Source organism: Kitasatospora sp. MMS16-BH015 (genome assembly GCF_002943525.1).
In the GTDB taxonomy this organism is placed as follows: Bacteria; Actinomycetota; Actinomycetes; order Streptomycetales; family Streptomycetaceae; genus Kitasatospora.
The window spans coordinates 6686350-6706486 of sequence record NZ_CP025394.1 but is presented as its reverse complement, the minus strand read 5'-3'; the positions used below and the strand labels follow the sequence as shown (position 1 = coordinate 6706486).

The 20137-nt window shown below is 72.7% G+C and carries 17 protein-coding genes and 1 tRNA gene; 12 read left to right on the top strand and 6 right to left on the bottom strand.

Annotation, left to right across the window (positions count from 1 at the left end; all coding sequences use genetic code 11):
- The first annotated feature begins 64 nt into the window (after positions 1-64).
- The 12 genes from CFP65_RS28860 to CFP65_RS28805 all read left to right on the top strand — a co-directional run bounded on the left by CFP65_RS28860 (position 65) and on the right by CFP65_RS28805 (position 14986).
- Positions 65-856, top strand: coding sequence for an indole-3-glycerol phosphate synthase TrpC (locus CFP65_RS28860; protein ID WP_104818929.1), 792 nt, complete (start codon positions 65-67; stop codon positions 854-856).
- On the top strand, positions 853-2052 hold the full coding sequence (gene trpB / locus CFP65_RS28855; RefSeq protein ID WP_104818928.1) for a tryptophan synthase subunit beta: 1200 nt from the start codon (positions 853-855) through the stop codon (positions 2050-2052). The genes CFP65_RS28860 and trpB overlap by 4 nt, the downstream gene beginning before the upstream one ends.
- Positions 2039-2839 (top strand): tryptophan synthase subunit alpha, encoded by an 801-nt coding sequence (gene trpA, locus CFP65_RS28850; RefSeq protein ID WP_104818927.1) that lies wholly within the window; start codon positions 2039-2041, stop codon positions 2837-2839. The genes trpB and trpA overlap by 14 nt, the downstream gene beginning before the upstream one ends.
- The gene (locus tag CFP65_RS28845) at positions 2836-3966 is read left to right on the top strand and encodes a DegT/DnrJ/EryC1/StrS aminotransferase family protein (protein ID WP_104818926.1); all 1131 of its coding nucleotides are present in this window, start codon (positions 2836-2838) and stop codon (positions 3964-3966) included. Before trpA ends, CFP65_RS28845 begins: the two co-directional genes overlap by 4 nt.
- The gene (locus CFP65_RS28840) at positions 3963-5090 is read left to right on the top strand and encodes a DegT/DnrJ/EryC1/StrS aminotransferase family protein (RefSeq protein WP_158702400.1); all 1128 of its coding nucleotides are present in this window, start codon (positions 3963-3965) and stop codon (positions 5088-5090) included. The genes CFP65_RS28845 and CFP65_RS28840 overlap by 4 nt, the downstream gene beginning before the upstream one ends.
- On the top strand, positions 5087-5938 hold the full coding sequence (locus tag CFP65_RS28835) for a sugar phosphate isomerase/epimerase (protein WP_104818924.1): 852 nt from the start codon (positions 5087-5089) through the stop codon (positions 5936-5938). Before CFP65_RS28840 ends, CFP65_RS28835 begins: the two co-directional genes overlap by 4 nt.
- Positions 5931-7241 (top strand): M20/M25/M40 family metallo-hydrolase, encoded by a 1311-nt coding sequence (locus CFP65_RS28830; RefSeq protein WP_104818923.1) that lies wholly within the window; start codon positions 5931-5933, stop codon positions 7239-7241. The genes CFP65_RS28835 and CFP65_RS28830 overlap by 8 nt, the downstream gene beginning before the upstream one ends.
- Entirely contained in the window at positions 7238-8362 is a 1125-nt protein-coding gene (locus CFP65_RS28825) for an Ldh family oxidoreductase (RefSeq protein ID WP_104818922.1), read from the top strand. The genes CFP65_RS28830 and CFP65_RS28825 overlap by 4 nt, the downstream gene beginning before the upstream one ends.
- Positions 8359-9672, top strand: a complete 1314-nt coding sequence (locus tag CFP65_RS28820; RefSeq protein ID WP_104818921.1) for a Gfo/Idh/MocA family protein — start codon at positions 8359-8361, stop codon at positions 9670-9672. Before CFP65_RS28825 ends, CFP65_RS28820 begins: the two co-directional genes overlap by 4 nt.
- Positions 9669-10340 (top strand): phenylalanine--tRNA ligase beta subunit-related protein, encoded by a 672-nt coding sequence (locus tag CFP65_RS28815; protein WP_104818920.1) that lies wholly within the window; start codon positions 9669-9671, stop codon positions 10338-10340. The genes CFP65_RS28820 and CFP65_RS28815 overlap by 4 nt, the downstream gene beginning before the upstream one ends.
- Before the next feature lie 590 nt (positions 10341-10930).
- Positions 10931-12544, top strand: coding sequence for a peptide chain release factor 3 (locus CFP65_RS28810; RefSeq protein ID WP_104818919.1), 1614 nt, complete (start codon positions 10931-10933; stop codon positions 12542-12544).
- A 264-nt stretch (positions 12545-12808) separates the two neighbouring features.
- Entirely contained in the window at positions 12809-14986 is a 2178-nt protein-coding gene (locus tag CFP65_RS28805; protein WP_158702399.1) for a transglycosylase domain-containing protein, read from the top strand.
- A gap of 180 nt (positions 14987-15166) precedes the next feature.
- Here CFP65_RS28805 and CFP65_RS28800 read toward each other — a convergent pair.
- From CFP65_RS28800 to CFP65_RS28775, 6 genes are all read right to left on the bottom strand, one after another.
- Positions 15167-15240 (bottom strand) — tRNA-Pro (locus CFP65_RS28800).
- Positions 15241-15396: 156 nt separating this feature from the next.
- A complete protein-coding gene (locus CFP65_RS28795) occupies positions 15397-16701 on the bottom strand; it encodes an MFS transporter (protein ID WP_371682551.1) in 1305 nt (434 codons plus the stop codon).
- 266 nt (positions 16702-16967) lie between these two features.
- Positions 16968-17750 carry a DUF1684 domain-containing protein gene (locus CFP65_RS28790; RefSeq protein WP_104818917.1) on the bottom strand — a complete coding sequence of 261 codons (783 nt, stop codon included), beginning with the start codon at positions 17748-17750 and terminating at the stop codon, positions 16968-16970.
- Positions 17751-17926: 176 nt separating this feature from the next.
- Entirely contained in the window at positions 17927-18787 is an 861-nt protein-coding gene (locus CFP65_RS28785; RefSeq protein ID WP_104818916.1) for an acyl-CoA thioesterase II, read from the bottom strand.
- A gap of 113 nt (positions 18788-18900) precedes the next feature.
- Positions 18901-19128 carry a DUF6458 family protein gene (locus tag CFP65_RS28780; protein WP_104818915.1) on the bottom strand — a complete coding sequence of 76 codons (228 nt, stop codon included), beginning with the start codon at positions 19126-19128 and terminating at the stop codon, positions 18901-18903.
- A gap of 80 nt (positions 19129-19208) precedes the next feature.
- Complete coding sequence (locus tag CFP65_RS28775; protein WP_104818914.1) at positions 19209-19907, bottom strand: alpha-ketoglutarate-dependent dioxygenase AlkB; 699 nt, start codon at positions 19905-19907, stop codon at positions 19209-19211.
- Positions 19908-20137 lie beyond the last annotated feature (230 nt).

The window sequence follows — 20137 nt, the reverse complement described above, 5'->3', positions numbered from 1 at the left end:
CCGGCTGCCCGGCCCCGCGCCGCCCGGACCCCGTACCACCACGACCCGAAGGAGAGCTGTACCCGTGCACCTCGACGAGATCGTCGCGCGAAAGCGCGCGGACTGGGCCCGGATCGCCGGTGTCCCCTCCCTGGGGCGCGAGCGCCCCGCCCCCGCGGTGCCCGGCACCTTCGCGGCCGCACTGCGCGGCGCCGAGGTGTCGGTGATCGCGGAGGTCAAGCCCAAGTCCCCGTCCAAGGGGCAACTGCTGCCCCTGGAGCGGGCGGTGGCGCAGGCCCGCAGCTACGCGGCGGCCGGTGCCGCAGCCGTCTCGGTGCTGGCCGACACGCCGTTCTTCGGCGGCTCGCCGGAGCTGGTCGGCGAGATCGCCACCGACGCCGAGGTCACCGTGCCGGTGCTCTACAAGGACTTCCTGGTGGACACCCGGCAGGTCGAACTCGCCCACACCACCGGGGCGGACGCGGTGCTGCTGATCGTCCGCGCAGTGGACGACGCGCTGCTGCGGGACCTGGTCCAGACGGCCGAGGGGCTCGGCCTGGACGCCCTGGTGGAGACCTTCACCGCCGAGGAGATCGACCGGGCGCTGGCCGCCGGGGCGAGCATCGTCGGCATCAACAACCGTGACCTGCAGACCTTCGCGGTGGACCTGGAGAACTCGGCCCGGCTGCGCACGCGCATCCCGGCCGGGGTGCTGACGGTCAGCGAGAGCGGCATCGGCGGTCGGGCCGACCTGACCACGGTGGGCGGCCACGGCTTCGACGCCGCGCTGATCGGCGAGAACCTGCTCGGAGCGGAGGACACCGCCGCGGCGCTCGGCGCGCTGCTGGGCGTCCAGATCAAGGAGGCGGCGCTGTGACCACGGCCGGACGATTCGGAGAGTACGGCGGCCAGTTCGTGGCCGAGACCTTGGTGGGCCCGCTGGAGGACGTCTGGGAAACCTATCTGAAGGCACGTCAGGACCCCGAGTTCGAGCGCGAATTGGCCGAGCTGCTGGCCACCTTCGTCGGTCGCCCCACCCCGCTGACCCGGATGCGGCGGCTCGGCACCGAGCACGGGGTGACGTTCTGGCTCAAGCGCGAGGACCTCACCCACACCGGCGCCCACAAGATCAACAATGCCATCGGGCAGGCCCTGCTCGCGCACCGGCTCGGCAAGCGCCGGATCATCGCGGAGACCGGCGCCGGCCAGCACGGCGTGGCCGTCGCGGCGGCCTGCGCGTACCTCGGCCTGGACGCCACCATCTACATGGGCCGGGTGGACGCCGAGCGGCAGCAGCCCAACCTCCAGCGGATGGAACTGCTGGGCGCCGAGGTCCGGCTGGTCACCCAGGGCACCGCGACCCTCAAGGACGCGGTCAACGAGGCGATCCGGGACTGGATCACCCACCCCGACGACACCCACTACCTGCTCGGCTCGGTGGTCGGGCCGCACCCCTTCCCGTCCATCGTGCGGGAGTTCCAGTCGGTGATCGGCACCGAGGCGCGCGAGCAGTTCCTCGCGGCGGCGGGCCGGCTGCCCGACGCGGTGATCGCCTGCGTCGGCGGCGGCTCGAACTCGATCGGCGTGTTCAGCGGCTTCCTCGAGGACGAGGTCCGGCTGATCGGGGTGCAGGCGGCCGGCGACGGCAGCGGCCGGCTCGGCCACCACGCGGCGCCGCTGCTGTACGGCGACCCGGGTGTGCTCCAGGGCATGCGGACCTACCTGCTGCAGGACGACGACGGCCAGGTGCTGCTCACCCACAGCATCGCCCCCGGCCTGGACTACCCGGGCGCGGGCCCGGAGCACAGCCACCTCAAGGACGCCGGCCGGGTCGAGTACCTGACCGCCTCGGACGAGGAGGCACTGGCGGCCTTCCAGCAACTCGCCCGCAGCGAGGGCATCGTGCCCGCGCTGGAGTCCTCGCACGCGGTGGCCGCCGCGCTGCGGATCGCCCCCACCTTCGCCCCCGGCAGCCAGGTGCTGATCAACCTGTCCGGCCGCGGCGACAAGGACCTGACCTCGGCCATGGCCGCGATCGCCCAGCGGAAGGAGCAGCACGATGGAGCGGCTTGAGAAGACCTTCGCCCGCCTCGCGGAGAAGGGCGAGACCGCACTGGTCGCCTACCTGACGGGGGGCTACCCGAGCCTGGCGGAGACCGGCCCGCTGATCGAGGCGGTCTGCGCGGCGGGCGCCGATGTCATCGAATTGGGCGTGCCGTTCTCCGACCCGCTCGGCGACGGGCCGGTGATCCAGGCCACCACGCAGGCCGCGCTCGATCGCGGTGCCACCGCGGCCGCGGTGCTGGACATCGTCGCCGGTGCCAGGGAGAACGGGGTGGAGGTGCCGATCATGCTGATGGGCTACTGCAACCCCTTCCTGCGCTACGGCCTGGACCAGCTGTACGCCGACGCCGGCGCCGCCGGTGCGGACGGCTTCATCGTGCCCGACCTGCCCGCGCACGAGGCCGACGGCTGGCTGACGGCGGCGCAGAGCCAGGACCTGGCGCAGGTGTTCTTCTCCGCGCCGGGCAGCAGCCCCGAGCGGCTGCGGGCCACGGCCGAGCGCTCCCGGGGCTTCCTCTACGCGCTGGCCGCCAACGGCGTCACCGGCGTCCGGGACGAGCTGAGCCCGGGGATCGACGACTACCTCGCCCGGGTGCGCGAGGCGGCCGGCGCGCTGCCGGTCTGCGTCGGCTTCGGCCTCTCCCGCCCCGAGCACGTGCGCGCGCTGCGCGGCAAGGCGGCCGGGGTGATCGTCGGCAGCGCGCTGCTGACGGCGATCGGCGGGGCCGACACCCCGGCGGGGCGCATCCACGCGGCGAGCAGCCTGATCGGTGAGCTGAAGGCGGCCTGCCGATGAGCATCAGCTTCTTCACCGGCGCCGCGACGATCCGGGCCGCCTGGCCCCGGCTCGAGCAGCGGCTGCGCACGGTGGCCGAATCCGGCCGGTTCACCTTCGGCCCGCAGGGCCAGGAGCTGGAGCGGGCGATCGCCGAGCGCACCGGCGCCAAGCACGCCGTCGCCGTCGGCAACGGCACCGACGCCCTGATCATCCTGCTCCGCGCGGCCGGGATCGGCCCGGGCGACGAGGTGATCGTCCCGGCGTACACCTTCTTCGCCACCGCCTCCGCGGTGCTGCACGTCGGCGCCGAGCCGGTGCTGGTGGACGTGCTGCCGGGCTCGTACGCGATGGACCCGGCGGCGGCCGAGGCGGCGATCACCGGGCGGACCAAGGCAATCATGCCGGTGCACCTGTTCTCCCAGATGGCCGACATGCGCACCCTGCGCGACCTGGCCGACGAGCACGGCCTGCTGCTTCTGGAGGACAGCGCCGAGGGCATCGACATGGTGCAGGGCGGGGTGCACGCGGGTCTGTGGGGCAAGGGCGGGGTGCTCTCGTTCTTCCCGACCAAGACCCTCGGCTCGCTCGGCGACGCCGGGATGGTGCTGACCGATGACGACGAACTGGCGACCACGGCACGGCGGTTGCGCAGCCATGGCCAGCAGGTGGACGGCTCCTACGAGTACCTGGAGCTCGGGTACAACAGCCGGCTGGACGAGATCCAGTCCGCCGTGCTGCTGACCCGGCTGGAGACGCTGAGCGCCGAGATCGAGCGCCGGGCCGAGATCGCCGCCCGGTACGACGCGGGGCTGGCCGCGCTGGCACCGGCGGTGACCGTCCCGTGGTTCGCGCCCACGGCGGAGCCGGGCGACCCGGTCTACTACGTGTACCTGATCGAGAGCGACCGCCGCGACGAGCTGGTGGCCCACCTCACCGAGCACGGCGTGGGCACCGAGGTCTACTACCCGCGCGCGCTCACCGAGCAGCCCGCCCTGGCCGAGCTCCCCGGCGCCCAGCACCCGGTGCCGGTCGCGATCGCCGCCTCCCGCCGGGCGGTGGGCCTGCCGATGTACCCGGACCTGACCGACGAACAGGTCGACCAGGTCTGCGAGTTGATCCAGCGGTTCCACAAGGAGACCCCGTGACCACCACCGTGCCCTACCACGACTGGGAGAACCGCTACCAGGACTGGACCGAGCAAGTGCTCGACGCCGTCCGCGCGGTGGCCGACTCGGACGAGTTCATCCTGAAGTCCCGGGTGGCCGCGCTGGAGGCGCAGGTCGCCGAGCGGACGGGGGCCAAGCACGCCATCGCGGTGGCCAACGCCACCGGCGGGCTCACCGTGCTGCTCGCGGCGCTCGGCCTCGGCGAAGGCGACGAGGTGGTGACTCCCGCCTTCTCGTTCATCTCCACCGCCAGCACGGTCGCCCTGCGCGGCGCGAAGCCGGTCTTCGCCGACGTCGACCACGACACCGCCTGCCTCGACCTGGCCGCCGCCCGGGCTGCGATGACCTCGCGGACCAAGGCACTGCTGCCCGCCTACCTGTTCTCCACCCACCCCGACATGACCGGGCTCGCCGCGCTGGCCCAGGAGCGCGGGGTGGCGCTGATCGAGGACAGCGCGGTCGCGCTCGGCGCGACGGTGGACGGCCGCCCGGCCGGCCGGTTCGGCACCGCCGGGGTGTTCTCCTTCTTCCCCGCCAAGCCGATCGGCGGGGCGGGCGACGCGGGGATGGTCGTCACCGACGACGACGAACTCGCCCGCGAGGTGAGGATGCTGCGCAACCACGGGCAGGACCTCGGGGTGCGCTTCCTGCACCACAAGGTCGGCTACAACTGCCGGATGGACGAGATCAGCGCGGCCTTCCTGCTCCACCGGCTGCCGCGGCTGGACGAGTTCCTGGGTGCCCGCCGGCGGATCGCCGAGGAGTACCAGGAGCGCCTCGCCCCGCTGGCGCCCGAGCTGCTCACCCCGCCCGACGGGTACGACCACCGGGCCGTCTACACCTACGTGGTACGGGCCCGGCGGCGGGACGCGCTGCGTGCGCACCTGGCCGCCGAGGGCATCGAGGCGGTGGTCTACTACCCCAGGCCGCTGCACCTGCAGCCCGCCTTCGCCTACCTCGGCCACGCCAAGGGCGACTTCCCGGTCGCCGAGCGCCTCGCCGAGGAGGCGCTGGCCCTGCCGCTCCACCCGGACATGCGCCCGGGCGACGTGGCCCGGGTCGCCGCGGCGATCGAGCGCTTCTACCGGGGAGCGGGCCGGTGAGCGGCTGGCGCGGCCGGTCCTGCGGGATCGGCGACGAGGCCGCCCCCGGGCTGGCGCAGCAGCTCGCCATCCATGCCGAACTCGGCCTGGGTGCCATCGAGTTGCGCACGGTGGACGGGCTCGGGCTGCACCAGCTGAGCCCGGCCGCACTCGCCGCGGCAGCCGCCCAGGTGGCCGACTCGGGCCTGGCCGTCGCCGCCGTGGACACCCCGATCGGCTCCTGGTCCACCACGGTGGCCACCGACCTCGGCCAGGAGCTGGCGATCCTGGCCGACTCGGCCCGGGCCGCACACGCGCTGGGCACCTCCTGGCTGCGGGTGATGTCCTACCCCAACGACGGTCGCCCGGAGCCGGAATGGGCCGCCGAGTCGCTGCGCCGGATGGCGCGGTTGGCGGCGGAGGCCGAGCGGCTCGGCGTCCTGCTGCTGCACGAGAACTGCCACGGCTGGGCCGGGCAGGGCCCGGAGCAGACACTGCGGCTGCTCGACCACGTGAGCAGCCCGGCCCTGCGGCTGGTCTTCGACCTCGGCAACGGGCTGGCCTACGGCTACGAGGCGGTGGAGTACCTGGCCAAGGTGCTGCCCTGGGTGAGCCACGTGCATGTGAAGGACGGCCACCGGACGGCCGAGGGGGCGGTGTTCACCGTCCCCGGGCAGGGCCAGGCGGACGTGGCCGGCTGCGTCCGGCTGCTGGAGAGCAGCGGGTACCGGGGCCGGTACAGCCTGGAGCCGCACGTCACGCACATCCCGCACCTGGCGGCCACCGCCGGAGCCGAGGAGCTGGCGGCGGGGTACCGGGCCTGCACGCGAGCCTTCCGCACGATCTGGGAGACGATCGAGAGTGAGTGAACCGGACTGGTCCGACGGCCCGTTCGGGCCGGACGACCTCGACTGGCTGCTCGAACTGCTGTCCGTCCCGTCGGTCTCGCCGTTCGAGGGCGGCAAGGCCGCGCACACCGTGGACGCGCAGCAGGTCTTCCTGGCCGGGGCCACCGAACTCGGCTTCGAGCAGGTGCTGTTCGCCGCTCCCGACCGCTCGGTGCTCGACCGCCCCGACGTGCCCGCGCCGCTGCGCGCGGTCGATCCGGGCTTCCTCGCGGACCAGCCGAGCGCGGTGGTCCGGATGGGCCGCCCGGCCGCCCCCGCGCGGCGGATGGTCGTCAACTTCCATGTGGACACCGTCGGTCCGCACCTCGACCCCCGGCTGGTCGGCGGCGTGCTGCACGGGCGCGGCGCCGTGGACGACAAGGGCCCGGGCATCGCGGCCGCGGCCGGGATCGCGGCCGCCTTCGCCGCCGAGCCGTGGCTGGCCGAGCAGATCGAGGTGCAGCTGGCCTCGGTGCCCGGCGAGGAGGGCGGGGCGATGGGCGTCTTCGGCACCCGCTGGCTGGTCGAGCAGGGCCACACCGGCCGGCTGATGCTCTTCGCCGAGCCGACCGGCGGCCGGGTGATGGACGCCTGCACCGCCGCGATGACCCCCCGCCTGAGCGTGCACGGCACCGACTCCACCGACGACCACCCGGCCGGCGGCCACAACGCCACCGTGGCGCTCGGCTTCCTGGCCGACTTCCTGTCCCGCCGCCTCGGCCCGCGCGCCCATGCGGCCGGCGCCAAGCTCTGCGTGGCCGGGCTGCACACCGGCGACTCGCACAACCGGGTGTACGGCAGCGGCGAGCTGCGAATGAACATCGCGTACACCAGCACCACCCAAGCGTCGCTGCTGGAAGGGGAGTTGGAGCGGCTGCTGCCCGAGGCGCGGGCCGAGTTCGCCGCCGCGCACGCCGGCAACCCGTTCACCGCGCGGCTGGTGGCGGGTTGGGACCAGGTGGTCCGGTTCGACTGGCTCAAGCGGGGGCTGCCGGTGCTGGACAACCGCGACCCGGCGCTGGAGGCGCTGCTCGCCGGAGCCGGCTTCCCCCGGCACGACGGTCTGGCCGACGGCTCCGCCTTCACCTGCGACGCGATCTGGGCCGGCGGCCCCGGCCGGTACGTCGCGGTCTGCGGCCCCGGCTCGCTGGACACCAACGGCGCGCACACCCCGGACGAATTCGTGGAGCTCACCGAACTCGCCCGCTACGCACGGAAGATCAAGGACCTGGTGGTCGCCTTCGGGCGGCACACAAACGACCTGTCAGAGGAGAACGACCGATGACCGTCCGGATACCGCTGGAGACCCTGCGCGGCTTCGCCCACGAGGCGCTGACCCGCTCCGGCCTGAGCGAGGCGGACGCGGCCACCGCCGCCGAGGTGATCGTCTACGCCGACGAGCACGGATTCACCACGCACGGCACCAACGCGCTGGCCGGGATCTACTCGCCCCGACTGCGGGACGGCCGGATCAACGCCGCCGCCGAGCCGCGCATCGTGGCCGACACCGTGTCCGCGGCGGTGATCGACGGGGACGGCGGTCTGGGCCTGGTCACCACCACCATGGCCACCGACCTGGCGGTCGAGAAGGCGCGGCAGAGCGGCATCGCCATGGTGGCGGTCCGCAACAGCAGCCACTTCGGCAGCGCCGGGTACTACGCGCACCGGGCCACCGAGGCCGGCCTGATCGCCATCGCGATGACCAACTGCGGTGCCCAGGGCGTCGCCCCGCCGCTCGGCGGCACCATCCGGATGCTCGGCACCAACCCGCTCGCGGTGGCCGCGCCCGCGCCCGGCGGTGCGCCGTTCGTCCTGGACATGAGCGCCACCACGGTCGCCACCGGCAAGATCCGGGCCGCCCAGCGCGAGGGCCGGCAGGTGCCCGGGGGCTGGCTGGTCGACCACCACGGCGAGACCGTGACCGACCCGGACGCCTACTTCGACGGCAAGGCGGACGTCACCTGGCTCGGCGGCTCCGCCGTCACCGGTGGCGCCAAGGGCTACGGTCTGGCGCTGCTGGTCGACCTGCTCTGCGGCCCGCTGGCCGGAGCCTCCTTCGGCCCCACCCCGGACTTGCTGGAGAACGGCGAGGAGCGGCCGGACACCGACATCGGCCATGTGGTGATCGCGATCGACCCGGCCGCCTTCGGCGCCGCCGAGTCCTTCGGCGCGGGCGCCCGCACCCTGCTGGACACGGTGGCCGCCTGCCCGCCGGCCCGCCCCGACGGGTACGTCACCTACCCGGGCGCCCCGGAGGCGGCCCGCTCCGCCGAGTCGCGCCGCGACGGGGTGCTGCTGCCCGGCCCGGTGGCCGCGCAACTGGTGCTGATGGCCGATCAGTTGGACCTGTCCGTGCCGGCGGCGCTGCGCCCCGAGGTCCTGCGCCCCGAGGCGGTGTCGGCATGAGGATCGGGATCATCGGCCTGGGCGTGATCGCGCCCTACTTCCTTCGGGCGATCGACCAGGACGGCGAGTTGACGCTGACCGCCGCCTGCGATCTGGACACCGCCAAGCTGGCCGAACTCACCCCGGGCGTACCGCACTTCACCGACTACCTGGAGCTGCTCGGCTCCGGCCTGGTGGACGGCGTGGTGATCACGCTGCCGAACCACCTGCACGCCCCCGTGGTCACCGCCGCCCTCGCCGCCGGGGTGCACGTCACCTGCGAGAAGCCGCTCACCGTACACAGCAGCGAGGCCCGCGAGCTGGCCGCCGTCGCCACCCAGGCCGGCTCCACCCTGTTCACCGCCTTCCACCGCCGGTACAACAGCCATGTCCGGCGGCTGGCAGCGGAGTTGCCGCCGCGCGAGCAGATCGAGAAGGTGGTCGGCCGCTACCACGAGAAGATCGAGGAGCACACCGGCGACGACCGCTGGTACCTGGACCGGGACAGGTGCGGCGGCGGCTGCGTCATCGACAACGGGCCGAACGCACTGGACGCGCTACGCCAGGTGGTCGGCGAACTCACCCTCACCGACGCGACCTTGGGCGACGTGCGGGCCGGGGTGGAGTTCTACGCCGAGCTCGAGCTGCGGACCGAGGACGGCATCCCGGTCGAGGTGCAGCTCGACTGGGCGCTGCCCGGCGGCGAGATCAAGGACATCGTGGTGCACCTCAAGGACGGCACCACCGTGACGGCCGACATGCTGGCCGGCTACCACGGCTTCAAGTCCTCGCTGGACCACGAGTACCAGGGCATCATGGCCGACTTCCGCGCCGCCGTCGCGGCCGGCCCGACCCGGGTGGACGACGGCCCGGTGGTGGTCGACCTGGTCGAGCAGGCGTACCGGATCGGGCGGAGCAAGGAGCGGCGGCTGCGGATGCCGGCCAAGGCGGACGCCTCGGCGCGGCTGGTCAAGCTGCTCTTCCACCGGCGACAGGACCGGGGGATGACGCTCTCGCCGTGGTCCACCCGGTGCGTCCGGGCCGGCGAGCTGCACGAGTTGGTCACCACCACCGAGCTGCCGCGGCTCGCCGGAGACCGGGTGGACGCGGTCGGCTTCCTCGGGTTCGCCGAGTTCGAATCCGGCACGGTGATCGGTGCGGGCGATCAACTCTGGTTCGGTGAGAGGCTGGTCGGGACGGTCGTCGGTTTCGACGAGTGCCACCACCCGAACCACTACAACATCCTGATCCACGCCGACCGGCTGCTCACCGCCGAGGACCTGGACCTCGCGGTGGGCGACCGGCTCGTCCTCAAGGAGTCCCCCGCATGACCGACACCCTGACTGCCTCGATCGCGGTGGACGCCTCCGCTGCCATCGCCTTCCCCGGCGTGGAGGTGCTGGCCACCGCCGTCGAGGTGACACCCGAAGGCCTGGCCGAGGCCGCCGACCGACTCTGGCTGACCCAGCACGCACAGTGGCACGGCTCCACCCGGGGCACCATCCGCAACCACCCCCGAGTGGCCGCCTACCGCGCCCTGGCCAAGCTCATCGGCACCGACCCGGACAAGCAGCCGCCCTCCATCCAGGCCCTGATCGACCGCGGCCTGCGCGGCAAGCCCGCCGGCGCCTGGCCCCGGATCAACCCGGTGGTGGACGCGGTCAACGCGGTGGCGGTCGCCGACCTGGTGGCCCTGGGCGCCTTCGACGCGGACCGGATTACCGGCGAAGTCCGCCTGACCGTCACCCAGGGCGGCGAGCCCTTCCTCCCCCTCGGCGCCGACCACCCCGCAGCCCTGGACCCGGGCCGACTGGTACTCGCCGACCAGGCCCGAGTCCTCTCCCTCTTCGCCCACCGCGACGGCGTCCACCAATCCATCACCGCCACCACCACCCGAGTCCTCCTCCTCGGCTGCATCGTCCCCGGCATCACCCCCGACTCGGTGACCGCCGCCCTCACCCACGCCACCGCCCTCCTCACCGACACCGCCCGGCCCTGACGAACACCACCCGGCAACGGCCCAGCACCCCGGCTCGGCGGCTCACCCCGCCCAGGGTCGCTGGGCCGACCGGCTCCCAGCACGGGCACCCCCTGACCTGCCGTTTCCCCAGCCTCTCCGAAACTCGCCCCCCGCCGGCGCCACCACCGCGAGCCCCACCTCCACCGCAGTCCCCACCGCGACCGGTGCCGCGAGCAGTGCCGAGGCGCCGAAGACCACGGCCAAGGAAGCCTGGACCACCTACAGCACCGCCGAAACCCTGAACCGGCACACCATCGAGTCCGTGACGCCCCGGCCGGGACCGGCTTGCTCTGGCGGGCGGCCGGTCCCGGGTCTCGGGCGGCCCTCCGCCTCGCCGGACGACACGGACCTGTGACTGAAGGCCCTGGACCGACTCGGCCACGGCTTCGACCCGTGACAGTTCGGCCATTTTCCGGGATGGAGCCGGGGCGGCGGCCACCAGACGGGGATTTCGGGGCCACGCCACCCGACGGCCTATTATCGTTCCCTGAGCCTGCGGACCTGATCCCCGGCTCACCAGGTACGGAGACGTCACCCGGCCTGCTGCCGATGCGTACCCGAGGAATCACGTGAGCACCGTCCAGTCAATCCCCGTCCTGCAGGTCCTCAACGAGGCCGGCCGCCGACGGACCTTCGCCGTGATCAGCCACCCGGACGCGGGCAAGTCCACCCTCACCGAGGCACTGGCGCTGCACGCCCGGGCGATCACGTCCGCCGGTGCGGTGCACGCCAAGGGCGACCGACGCGGCGTGACCAGCGACTGGATGGAGCTGGAACGCGAGCGCGGCATCTCGGTGACCTCGGCCGCCCTGCAGTTCGGCTACCGCGGCCACGTGATGAACCTGGTCGACACCCCCGGCCACGCCGACTTCTCCGAGGACACCTACCGGGTGCTGGCCGCCGTCGACTGCGCGATCATGCTGGTCGACGCGGCCAAGGGCCTGGAGGAGCAGACCCGCAAGCTCTTCGCGGTCTGCCGCCACCGCGGCGTCCCCGTGATCACCTTCATCAACAAGTGGGACCGCCGCGGCCAGGACGCGCTCACCCTGCTCGAGGACATCGAGACGCACCTCGGGATCACCCCCGTCCCGGTCGTCTGGCCGGTCGGCAACGCGGGCAACCTGCGCGGCCTGGTCGAAGCCGAGAACACCGAGCAGATGCTCCGCTACACCAAGGTGCCGGCCGGCACGCACGCCGCCCTCGAGGAGCAGCTCACCTCCGAGCAGGCCGCCGAGCAGGAGGGCGAGGACTGGACGACCGCGCTGGAGGAGCTGGAGCTGGTGCTCTCCTCCGGCCCCGGCTACGACCAGGAGGCCTTCGAGACCGGCAAGATCAGCCCGGTCTTCTTCGGCGCCGCGCTGACCAACATCGGTGTGAAGCTCCTGCTGGACGCCGTGGTCGACCTCGCGCCGGCTCCCGGGCCCCGCCCGCTGGCCAAGGGCGGCAGCCGCGAGGTCGGCGAGGAGTTCTCCGGCCTGGTGTTCAAGATCCAGGCGAACATGGACCCGGCCCACCGCGACCGGATCGCCTTCGTCCGGGTCTGCTCCGGCGTCTTCGAGCGCGGCATGCACGTCACCCGGGCGGCCAGCGGCCGCTCGTTCGCGACCAAGTACGCGCACACCGTCTTCGGAGCCGAGCGCACCGTGGTCGACACCGCGTACCCCGGCGACGTGGTCGGCCTGATCAACGCGAGCGCGCTGCGGGTCGGCGACACCCTCTTCACCGGCAAGAAGGCCGAGTTCCCCGCGCTGCCCGCCTTCGCCCCCGAGTACTTCGCGGTGGCACGGCCCAAGGACATCAGCCGGTCCAAGCAGTTCCGCAAGGGCATCTCCCAGCTCGACGAGGAGGGCGTGATCCAGGTGCTGGTCTCCGACCGGCGCGGCGACCAGGCACCGGTCATGGCCGCGGTCGGCCCGATGCAGTTCGACGTGATCCTGCACCGGATGGAGCACGAGTTCTCCTCCCCGATCGCCCTCGACCAGCTCTCCTACCGCGTGGCCCGGATCACCGACGCCGACGGCGCCGCCACCCTGGGCAAATCCCGCCTGATCAACGGCGAGGTGCTCACCCGCCGCTCGGACGACGTGCTGCTGGCCCTGTTCGCCGACAAATGGCAGCTGAACGCCTTCCAGCGCGCCGCACCCGACGTCCTGCTCCAGCCGCTGATCGCCACGGCGGACTGATCGCGGACCTCTCGGCCCGGGCGGCGCCGCCCGGCCGGGCGGACTACGGACGGCGCATGGTGCGGCCCCTGCCGGGAATCTTCCGGCAGGGGCCGCACCATGCGCCGTCCACCCCATCGACCGCAAGCTCTACGTCCGCTGGGCCCCGGCCGCCGTCAACAAGCCGCTTCGAAGGGGCCACCGGAGCCAGGCTGTGTCGATGTTGTGACGAATGAGGGGCGGCCCAGGGGTGATTCTCACATGATCGGACCGTAGTCTCCTGACGTGGAGTCAAAGAATTCGACCCGAGTCCGTGGCCCGCTCGCGCTCGGCGCGCTGAGCCTGCGCTTCCTGTTGGTGAGTGGAACCGCCGGCCTGCTACTGGCCGGCATGGCGATGCCGTACGTCGGAGGAGTCGGCCTGGCCGCCAAGTCCGCAGCCGACGGCTTCGAGAACCTGCCCGACGACTTCAAGGCCCCGCCGCTGTCCCAGGCATCGGCCATCTACGACGCGGCCGGAAACCTGATAGCCACGGCCTACGCCCGTGACCGCACCGTGGTGCCGGCCGACCAGATCTCGCCGCTGGTCCGCAAGGCCCTGGTGGCCGTGGAGGACAACCGGTTCTACCAGCACGGCGCGATCGACCCCAAGGGCATCGCCCGCGCGCTCGGCAACAACGCGGGCGGCGGCGGCACCCAGGGCGCCTCGACGCTGACCCAGCAGTACGTGAAGAACGTCTTCGTGGACGAGGCCGGCGACGACCAGGCCAAGGTCCAGGCGGCGCAGCGCCAGACGGTGGGCCGCAAGCTGCAGGAGATGCGGTACGCGATCGAGGTGGAGAAGACCCTCACCAAGGACCAGATCCTCACCAACTACCTGAACATCACCTTCTTCGGTGAGCAGGCGTACGGGATCGAGGCGGCCTCCGAGCGGTACTTCAGCGTCCACGCGAGCCAGTTGGACCTGCCGCAGGCCGCGCTGCTGGCCGGCATCGAGCAGTCGCCGACCAGCTACGACCCGATCCTGCACAAGGCCGCCGCCAAGGAGCGGCGCGACACCGTGCTCAACAAGATGGCCCAGTACGGCAGCATCAGCCGGGCCGACGCGGACGCGGCGATCAAGACCGACGTCCAGTTGAACGTCAGCCGCCCGCAGCAGGGTTGCATCACCGCCGGGAACGGCGAGGGCTTCTTCTGCGACTACGTGAAGAAGCTCGTGCTGAGCCAGCCGGTCTTCGGGGCGACCGCCGCCGACCGCCAGACGCTGTGGAACCGCGGCGGGCTGCAGATCCGCACCACCCTGGACCCCAAGGCGCAGACCGCGCTCAACAAGGCGCTCACCACCAAGGCCAAGCCGACCGACAAGCCGGTCGCGGTGATGAGCATGGTGCAGCCCGGCACCGGCAAGATCCTGGCGATGGGGCAGAGCCGCCCGTACGGGCTGGACGCCAACTCCCAGACCACCCTCAACCTGAACGTCGGCAAGGCGATGGGCGGTGGCGAGGGCTTCCCGACCGGCTCCACCTTCAAGGCGATCGTGGCCGCCGCGGCACTCGAGTCCGGCCTCGGCCCCGACACGACCTACAACACTCCTTACAGCATCAAGTGGCCCGCGATGACGGACTGTCAGGGCAGGCGGAACGCCTCCAAGGACCAGGTGCACAACGACGCGCAGAGCGAGGCCGGCAACTTCGCGATGCCCGGCGCGCTGGCCGCCTCGATCAACACCTACTTCGCCACCCTCGAGGGCGAGGTCGGTCTCTGCGACACCTCCCGGATGGCCAACAAGCTGGGCATCACCCAGCAGGCCGGCGGCAAGCCGCTGGACGTCGTCCCGGCGATGGTGCTCGGCGTCAACTCGCTGACCCCGCTGGGCATGGCCGCGGCCTACGCCGCCTTCGCCTCCCACGGCACCTACTGCGCGCCGACGGCGATCACCTCGGTGACCGGCCCCGACGGCAAGAACCTGGCGGTGCCGCCGAGCAGTTGCTCGACCGTGATGTCGCCGACCACCGCGGACACCATCACCGCGATGCTCAAGGGCGTGGTGCAGGACGGCGGCACCGCACTGGGCATCGGTCTGGACGACCGCGACAACGCGGGCAAGACCGGTACCACCAACGAGGGCAGGCAGGTCTGGTTCGTCGGCTACACCCCCGACCTGGTGGGCGCCACCGTGGTCAGCGACATGGGCACCCAGGAGGCACTGCAGGGCCAGCGGCTCGGCGGCTCCCGCATCACCCAGGCATTCGGTGCCCAGGTCGCCGGCCCGTTCTGGCGCGCCGCGATGAGCGGCGCCCTGGACGACGTCCCCGCCACCTCGTTCCCCCACATCAGCCTGCCGGCCGCCCCCCAGCAGAACCCCTCCGCCTCCCCCAGTCCCGACCCGAACACCTCGGGAAGCCCGGCCACCCCGGCCACCCCGGCCGCCGCCGGTCCGACCGGCGGCGGGCCCGGCCACTGAACTGAGGTTCCTGGATCGCCGAGCCGGCTCGGGGCTCGGCGATCCAGGAACCCCAAGGCGGCACCAGTAGCCGCAGCGCTGTCCGCCACACCAGCAATGCCCGCATCGTGCTGTCCGCGGACCACGAAAAAGGCGGCCTACTCTCTACGAGTAGACCGCCTTTGAACTCCGACATCACTGTCGGGACGACAGGATTTGAACCTGCGACCCCTTGACCCCCAGTCAAGTGCGCTACCAAGCTGCGCCACGTCCCGTAGTCTCGAAGGGCCTTGGCGACTCTCAGCCTGGGGGGCTTCGGTTGCTTCGGCTTCTCGACCTTGTCCCCGATCTCTCGGCGACGTGGAAAACAATACAGCACGCGGAGGGGTGCTCGCTGCCAGGTTTCGGCGTGGGGGTGGGGAAGGGGCAGGTCAGGGTGTGGGGTGGCGCGCGTCGTAGCGGAGGAAGGCGGGGCGGCGGGCGGCGAGGAGGAGGATGGCGGCGACGCAGGCCAGGCCGCCGGTGACCACGGAGACGGCCGGGGAGGTGAGGGCGGCGACGGTGCCGGACTCGAAGTCGCCGAGGCGCGGGCCGCCCGCGACGACGACGATGAAGATGCCCTGGAGGCGGCCGCGCATCTCGTCCGGGGCGGCCACCTGCATCATCGTGTTCCGGAAGATCATGCTGATGGTGTCGGCGCAGCCGGCCGCCGCCAGCATGAGCAGCCCCAGCCAGAGCTCGCGGACCAGCCCGAAGGCGGCGATCGAGAGGCCCCAGCCGATCACCGATCCGAGGATGGCCAGGCCGTGCCGCCGCACCCGCGACACCCACCCCGAGAACAGCGCCCCCACCAGCGCCCCGACGGCCGGCGCGGCGACCAGCAACCCGACCGTGCCCGGCCCGCCGCCGTAGAAGCCGACCGCGATGGCCGGGAAGAGCGCCCGGGGCAGCCCGAAGATCATCGCGGCGAGGTCGGCAAGGAAGCTGGTCCGCAGGTTCGGCTGCTCCCGCAGGAAGCGCAGCCCGTCCAGGACGGAAGCCCGCGGCTTCCCGGCCCCGGCACCGGCCCCGGCCCCACCACCAGCAGAACCGGGCTTCATGGCCGGCAGCCGCCACATCGCGTAGATGGTCGCCCCGAACGCGACCATGTCCACCAGGTAGGCGCTCTGCGCGCCGTACGCGGCGATGAGGGCACCGCCGAGCATCGGGCCCACCGTCATGCCGAGGTTCATGCTGACGGTGTTGAGGGCGTTGGCGGCGGGCAGCTGACGGCTCGGCACCAGCCGGGGGATCATCGAGGACCGGGCGGGCGAGCTCATCGCGAAGAAGGCGGCCTGGACGGCCACCGCCGCGTACAGCAGGGCCACCGAGTCGAAGCCGGTCAGGGCCTGGACGGCCAGCACGGCCGAGACCACGGCCAGGCCGGCCGAACCGATCAGCCCGAGCAGTCGCCGGTCGACCCGGTCGGCGACCGCGCCGCCGTACAGCCCGAAGGCGATCAGCGGGAAGAGCGAGAAGAGGCCCACCAGGCCGGTCGCGAAGCTGGACCCGGTGAGGGCGTACACCTGCACCGAGACCGCCACGGCGGTCATCTGCTGGCCGATCGAGGAGACGGTGGACCCGAACCAGACCCGCCGGTAGTCGGGTATCTCCCGCAGCGGGCTCAGGTCCGCGAACGCCCCGCGGACCGCCCGCCGCCACCCCCCACCCGGGTCGGTGGGAGCCGCACCCTCCACCTGATCGGACGCACCGGACACCTCACTGGACACCTCGTTGGTCGACACGAGAGTCCATGCTCGACGAGCCACCTCGCCCCCCTCACACCGGGTCGGCCCTCCCGCCGCTACTTCGCCAGGTCATCACCGCCAAGGCCGCGCCCGAGCAACGCCCAAGCCACACCCGAGCAACGCCCAAGCCGCACCCGAGCAACGCCCAAGCCGCACCCGAGCCGGATCCAGGCCACACCCGAGCCGGATCCGGGCCACACCCGAGCCACACCGGGCTACCGCGACAGCACCTGCTTCTCCCCCGCCTCCACCGCGATGCCCAGCCGGTTGCCCGGCGGCGGGAAGGGGCAGACGAAGTGGTCGGCGAAGGCGCAGGGCGGCAGGTAGGCCCGGTTGAAGTCGAGCACCGTGCGGCCCTCGGCGTCGGGCTCGGGCACGCCGACGAAGCGGAAGCGGTAGGTCTCCCGGCCGCTGGTGGCGTCGGCGATCACGCCGCTCAGGCCGGCCCCGGAGCTGCTGACGGCCAGGGTGTGCGGCTCGCCCGCGATCGAGAAGGCGAGCCGGCCGGCCAGGACCAGCGGGCGCTCGCGCCCGTCGGCGTTGGGGACCAGCAGCTCCTGCGCCCGCTCGAACGGGGTGAAGACGGCCGGCACGGCCCACTCCGGCGCGTACGGGTAGACGGTGATGCCCGCGAAGGCCGCCCGGCCCGGCGCGGCCGGGTCGAAGACGCGAAGCGCCAGCTCGCCCTCACGGTCGATCGGGACCAGCAGCACCTCGCCGTACTCGGCCAGCTCCGGCGCGCCGTCGGTGTCGGGGCGCAGCGCCCGCTCGCCGTCCACCGGCCCGCCCTCGGCGCCGCGCACCCGCAGCCCGTCCGCCGCCGAGGCCCGCACCCGCACCCGCCCGTCTGCCGCCCACCACTCGCCGGGCAGGCCGGGAACCTTGCCCGGTTCGGGCTCCAGCCAGTACGTGCCGATCAGCGCGAGCGGCCCGTGCGGGGCACTCGCCCGGGCCGTCCGGCCCTCCGTCCAGTGCTGCCACTCCTCAGCCGCACTCATCACCCGCACACTCCCAATCGTCCGGCCCAACCCGGCCCAGCTCGGTTCAACTCGGCCCAACCCGGACCAGCTCGGTTCAACTCGGCCCAGCTCGGACCAGCCCGGCCCAGGGCAGCCCAGCTCGGTTCGCCACTGCCGTGGGTCGGACGTGTCCGACCCACCACGTCACCAGCCTGTCACTTCGCCAACGGACGGAACAGACCCTCCTGGACCACCGACACGACCAGCTGCCCGCTGCGGTCGTAGATCTCGCCCCGGGCCAGGCCGCGCGCGGAGTGCGCGATCGGCGAGGCCTGGTGGTAGAGCAGCCAGTCGTCGGCGCGGAACGGGCGGTGGAACCACATCGCGTGGTCGAGCGAGGCCATGTCGAAGTTCCGCTCGCCCCAGAGCGGTTCGACCGGGGCGCGGACGGAGTCCAGCAGGGTCATGTCGCTCGCGTAGGTGAGCGCGCAGACGTGGATCAGCGGGTCGTCCGGCAGTGCGCCGTTGGTCCGCAGCCAGACGCCGCTGCGCGGCTCGACCCCGACCAGCTCCTCCTTGCTCCACTTGAGCCGGTCCACGTAGCGGATGTCGAAGGGCTGCCGGCGGCTGATGAACGGCGGCAGCTCGCCGAGCTTGGAGCCGACCTCGTCCAGCGCGCTCGGCAGGTCCTCGGGGGCCGGCACGTCGGGCATCGGGTCCTGGTGCTCGATGCCGCCCTGCTCGGGCAGGTGGAAGTCGGCGGTGAGGGCGAAGATGCTCCGGCCCTGCTGGATGCCGAGCACCCGGCGGGTGGTGAAGGAGCGGCCGTCCCGGATCCGGTCCACCTGGTAGACGATCGGCACCCCGGGGATGCCGGGGCGCAGGAAGTAGGAGTGCAGCGAGTGCACCGGGCGCTCCTCGTCGACCGTACGCCCGGCCGCGACCAGCGCCTGGCCGGCGACCTGGCCGCCGAAGGTCCGCTGGAGCGACTCCTCGGGGCTGCGGCCCCGGAAGATGTTGAGCTCGATCTGCTCCAGGTCCAGGAGGTCGACGAGCTGGTCGACGGGAGTACCCATGGTGCGGCCCCTCTCAGCCTTGTTTAACCAGAAGTCTGATCGTCGCACCGGAATTCCCGCCGAGCCCCATCCGACGCTGTCACCTCCTCCCCTCGTGGGACAACCTCCGGCCGTCAGGGCGCGTCGTAGTAGCGGCGCTCCTCGACGATCTCCTCGCCACCCGGACGGCCCAGGAAGCGCCGGCGCCGGAAGACGCTCACGTAGGTGACCAGGCCCAACAGGGCGGCGAACATCATGATCCAACCCACGGCGTGCAGATTGACCCCGGACAGGTGCCAGTCGACGCCGAAGGCGAACACCGCCCCGAGGGCGAACAGCAGGACACAGCCTCCGATACCCATTTCTCCAACCCTCCTCGCAGGGAACGGAGTTCGGCTACCCCCGATTCGCGCGACGACACCACACCACGGCGAGGGAGGATTCAGGACCCCGGCAGGCCCGACTGCCGGACGGTCAGGTTGAGCCGCCCCACCAGGCCGAGCGCCGGGTCTGCCGTGCCCGGCAGGGTCCGCACCACGCCGTGGTACGCGAACCGGGCCGGGCCGCCGAAGACCAGCAGGTCGCCGCTGTGCAGCTCCAGGTCCTGCCAGGGCTTGGTCCGGGTCTCGGTGTTGCCCAGCCGGAAGACGCAGCCGTCGCCGAGCGAGAGCGAGACCACCGGCGCGTCGGTCCGCTCCTCCTTGTCGCGGTGCAGGCCCATCTTGGCGCCGTGCGGGTAGTGGTTGACCAGCGCCACGTCGGGTTCGTACCCGACCGCCCCGGCCACCTCTGCCGCCGCCGGCCCGTATGCCTCGGCCACCGCCCGCCGGGCCAGCGCCCCGAGCTCGGCCGGGAAGGGCTTGACCGGGGCGCCGTCCCCGTCCACCACGGTCCGCGCGTAGCCGTACGGGTACCAGTGCCAGCCCAGGCAGACCGTCCGCACCGACATCAGCCCGCCGGTCGGCATCCGCACCTGCCGCATCCCGGCCGGCGGCCTGGCCCACTCCCGGCAGGCCGCCACCAGCTCCCGCTGCTCGGCCGCCCCCAACCATTCCGGCAGCAGCACCACCCCGGGCGCCGGCTCCACCCGCGTCCGCCCGGGCAGCGGGAAGAGCCCGGGCGGCGGAAACAGTCCGTCCATGCCCCCATCATGCCCCCGCCCGTTCGGCTCAGGGCCGGGCGGGCACCGGGTGCACCCGGCCTCCGGCCGCACCAGGCTGGGACCAGCCACGCATGAACCAGCCGACCCACCACCGCGCACGCACCAGCCGACCCGCCCCCCGCGCACGCACCAGCCGACCCACCCCCGCGCACGAACCAGCCGACCCCGCCCCCGCGCACGAACGAGCCGACCCCGCCCGGAGCCCCACC

Bases quoted from the DNA above. Each gene is read 5' to 3' on its own strand.
- CFP65_RS28825 (WP_104818922.1), top strand. From the start codon at position 7,238: ATGACCGTCCGGATACCGCTGGAGACCCTGCGCGGCTTCGCCCACGAG.
- CFP65_RS28815 (WP_104818920.1), top strand. From the start codon at position 9,669: ATGACCGACACCCTGACTGCCTCGATCGCGGTGGACGCCTCCGCTGCC.
- CFP65_RS28790 (WP_104818917.1), bottom strand. From the start codon at position 17,750: ATGAGTGCGGCTGAGGAGTGGCAGCACTGGACGGAGGGCCGGACGGCC.
- CFP65_RS28780 (WP_104818915.1), bottom strand. From the start codon at position 19,128: ATGGGTATCGGAGGCTGTGTCCTGCTGTTCGCCCTCGGGGCGGTGTTC.
- CFP65_RS28775 (WP_104818914.1), bottom strand. From the start codon at position 19,907: ATGGACGGACTGTTTCCGCCGCCCGGGCTCTTCCCGCTGCCCGGGCGG.
- CFP65_RS28845 (WP_104818926.1), top strand. From the start codon at position 2,836: ATGAGCATCAGCTTCTTCACCGGCGCCGCGACGATCCGGGCCGCCTGG.
- trpA (WP_104818927.1), top strand. From the start codon at position 2,039: ATGGAGCGGCTTGAGAAGACCTTCGCCCGCCTCGCGGAGAAGGGCGAG.
- CFP65_RS28785 (WP_104818916.1), bottom strand. From the start codon at position 18,787: ATGGGTACTCCCGTCGACCAGCTCGTCGACCTCCTGGACCTGGAGCAG.
- CFP65_RS28820 (WP_104818921.1), top strand. From the start codon at position 8,359: ATGAGGATCGGGATCATCGGCCTGGGCGTGATCGCGCCCTACTTCCTT.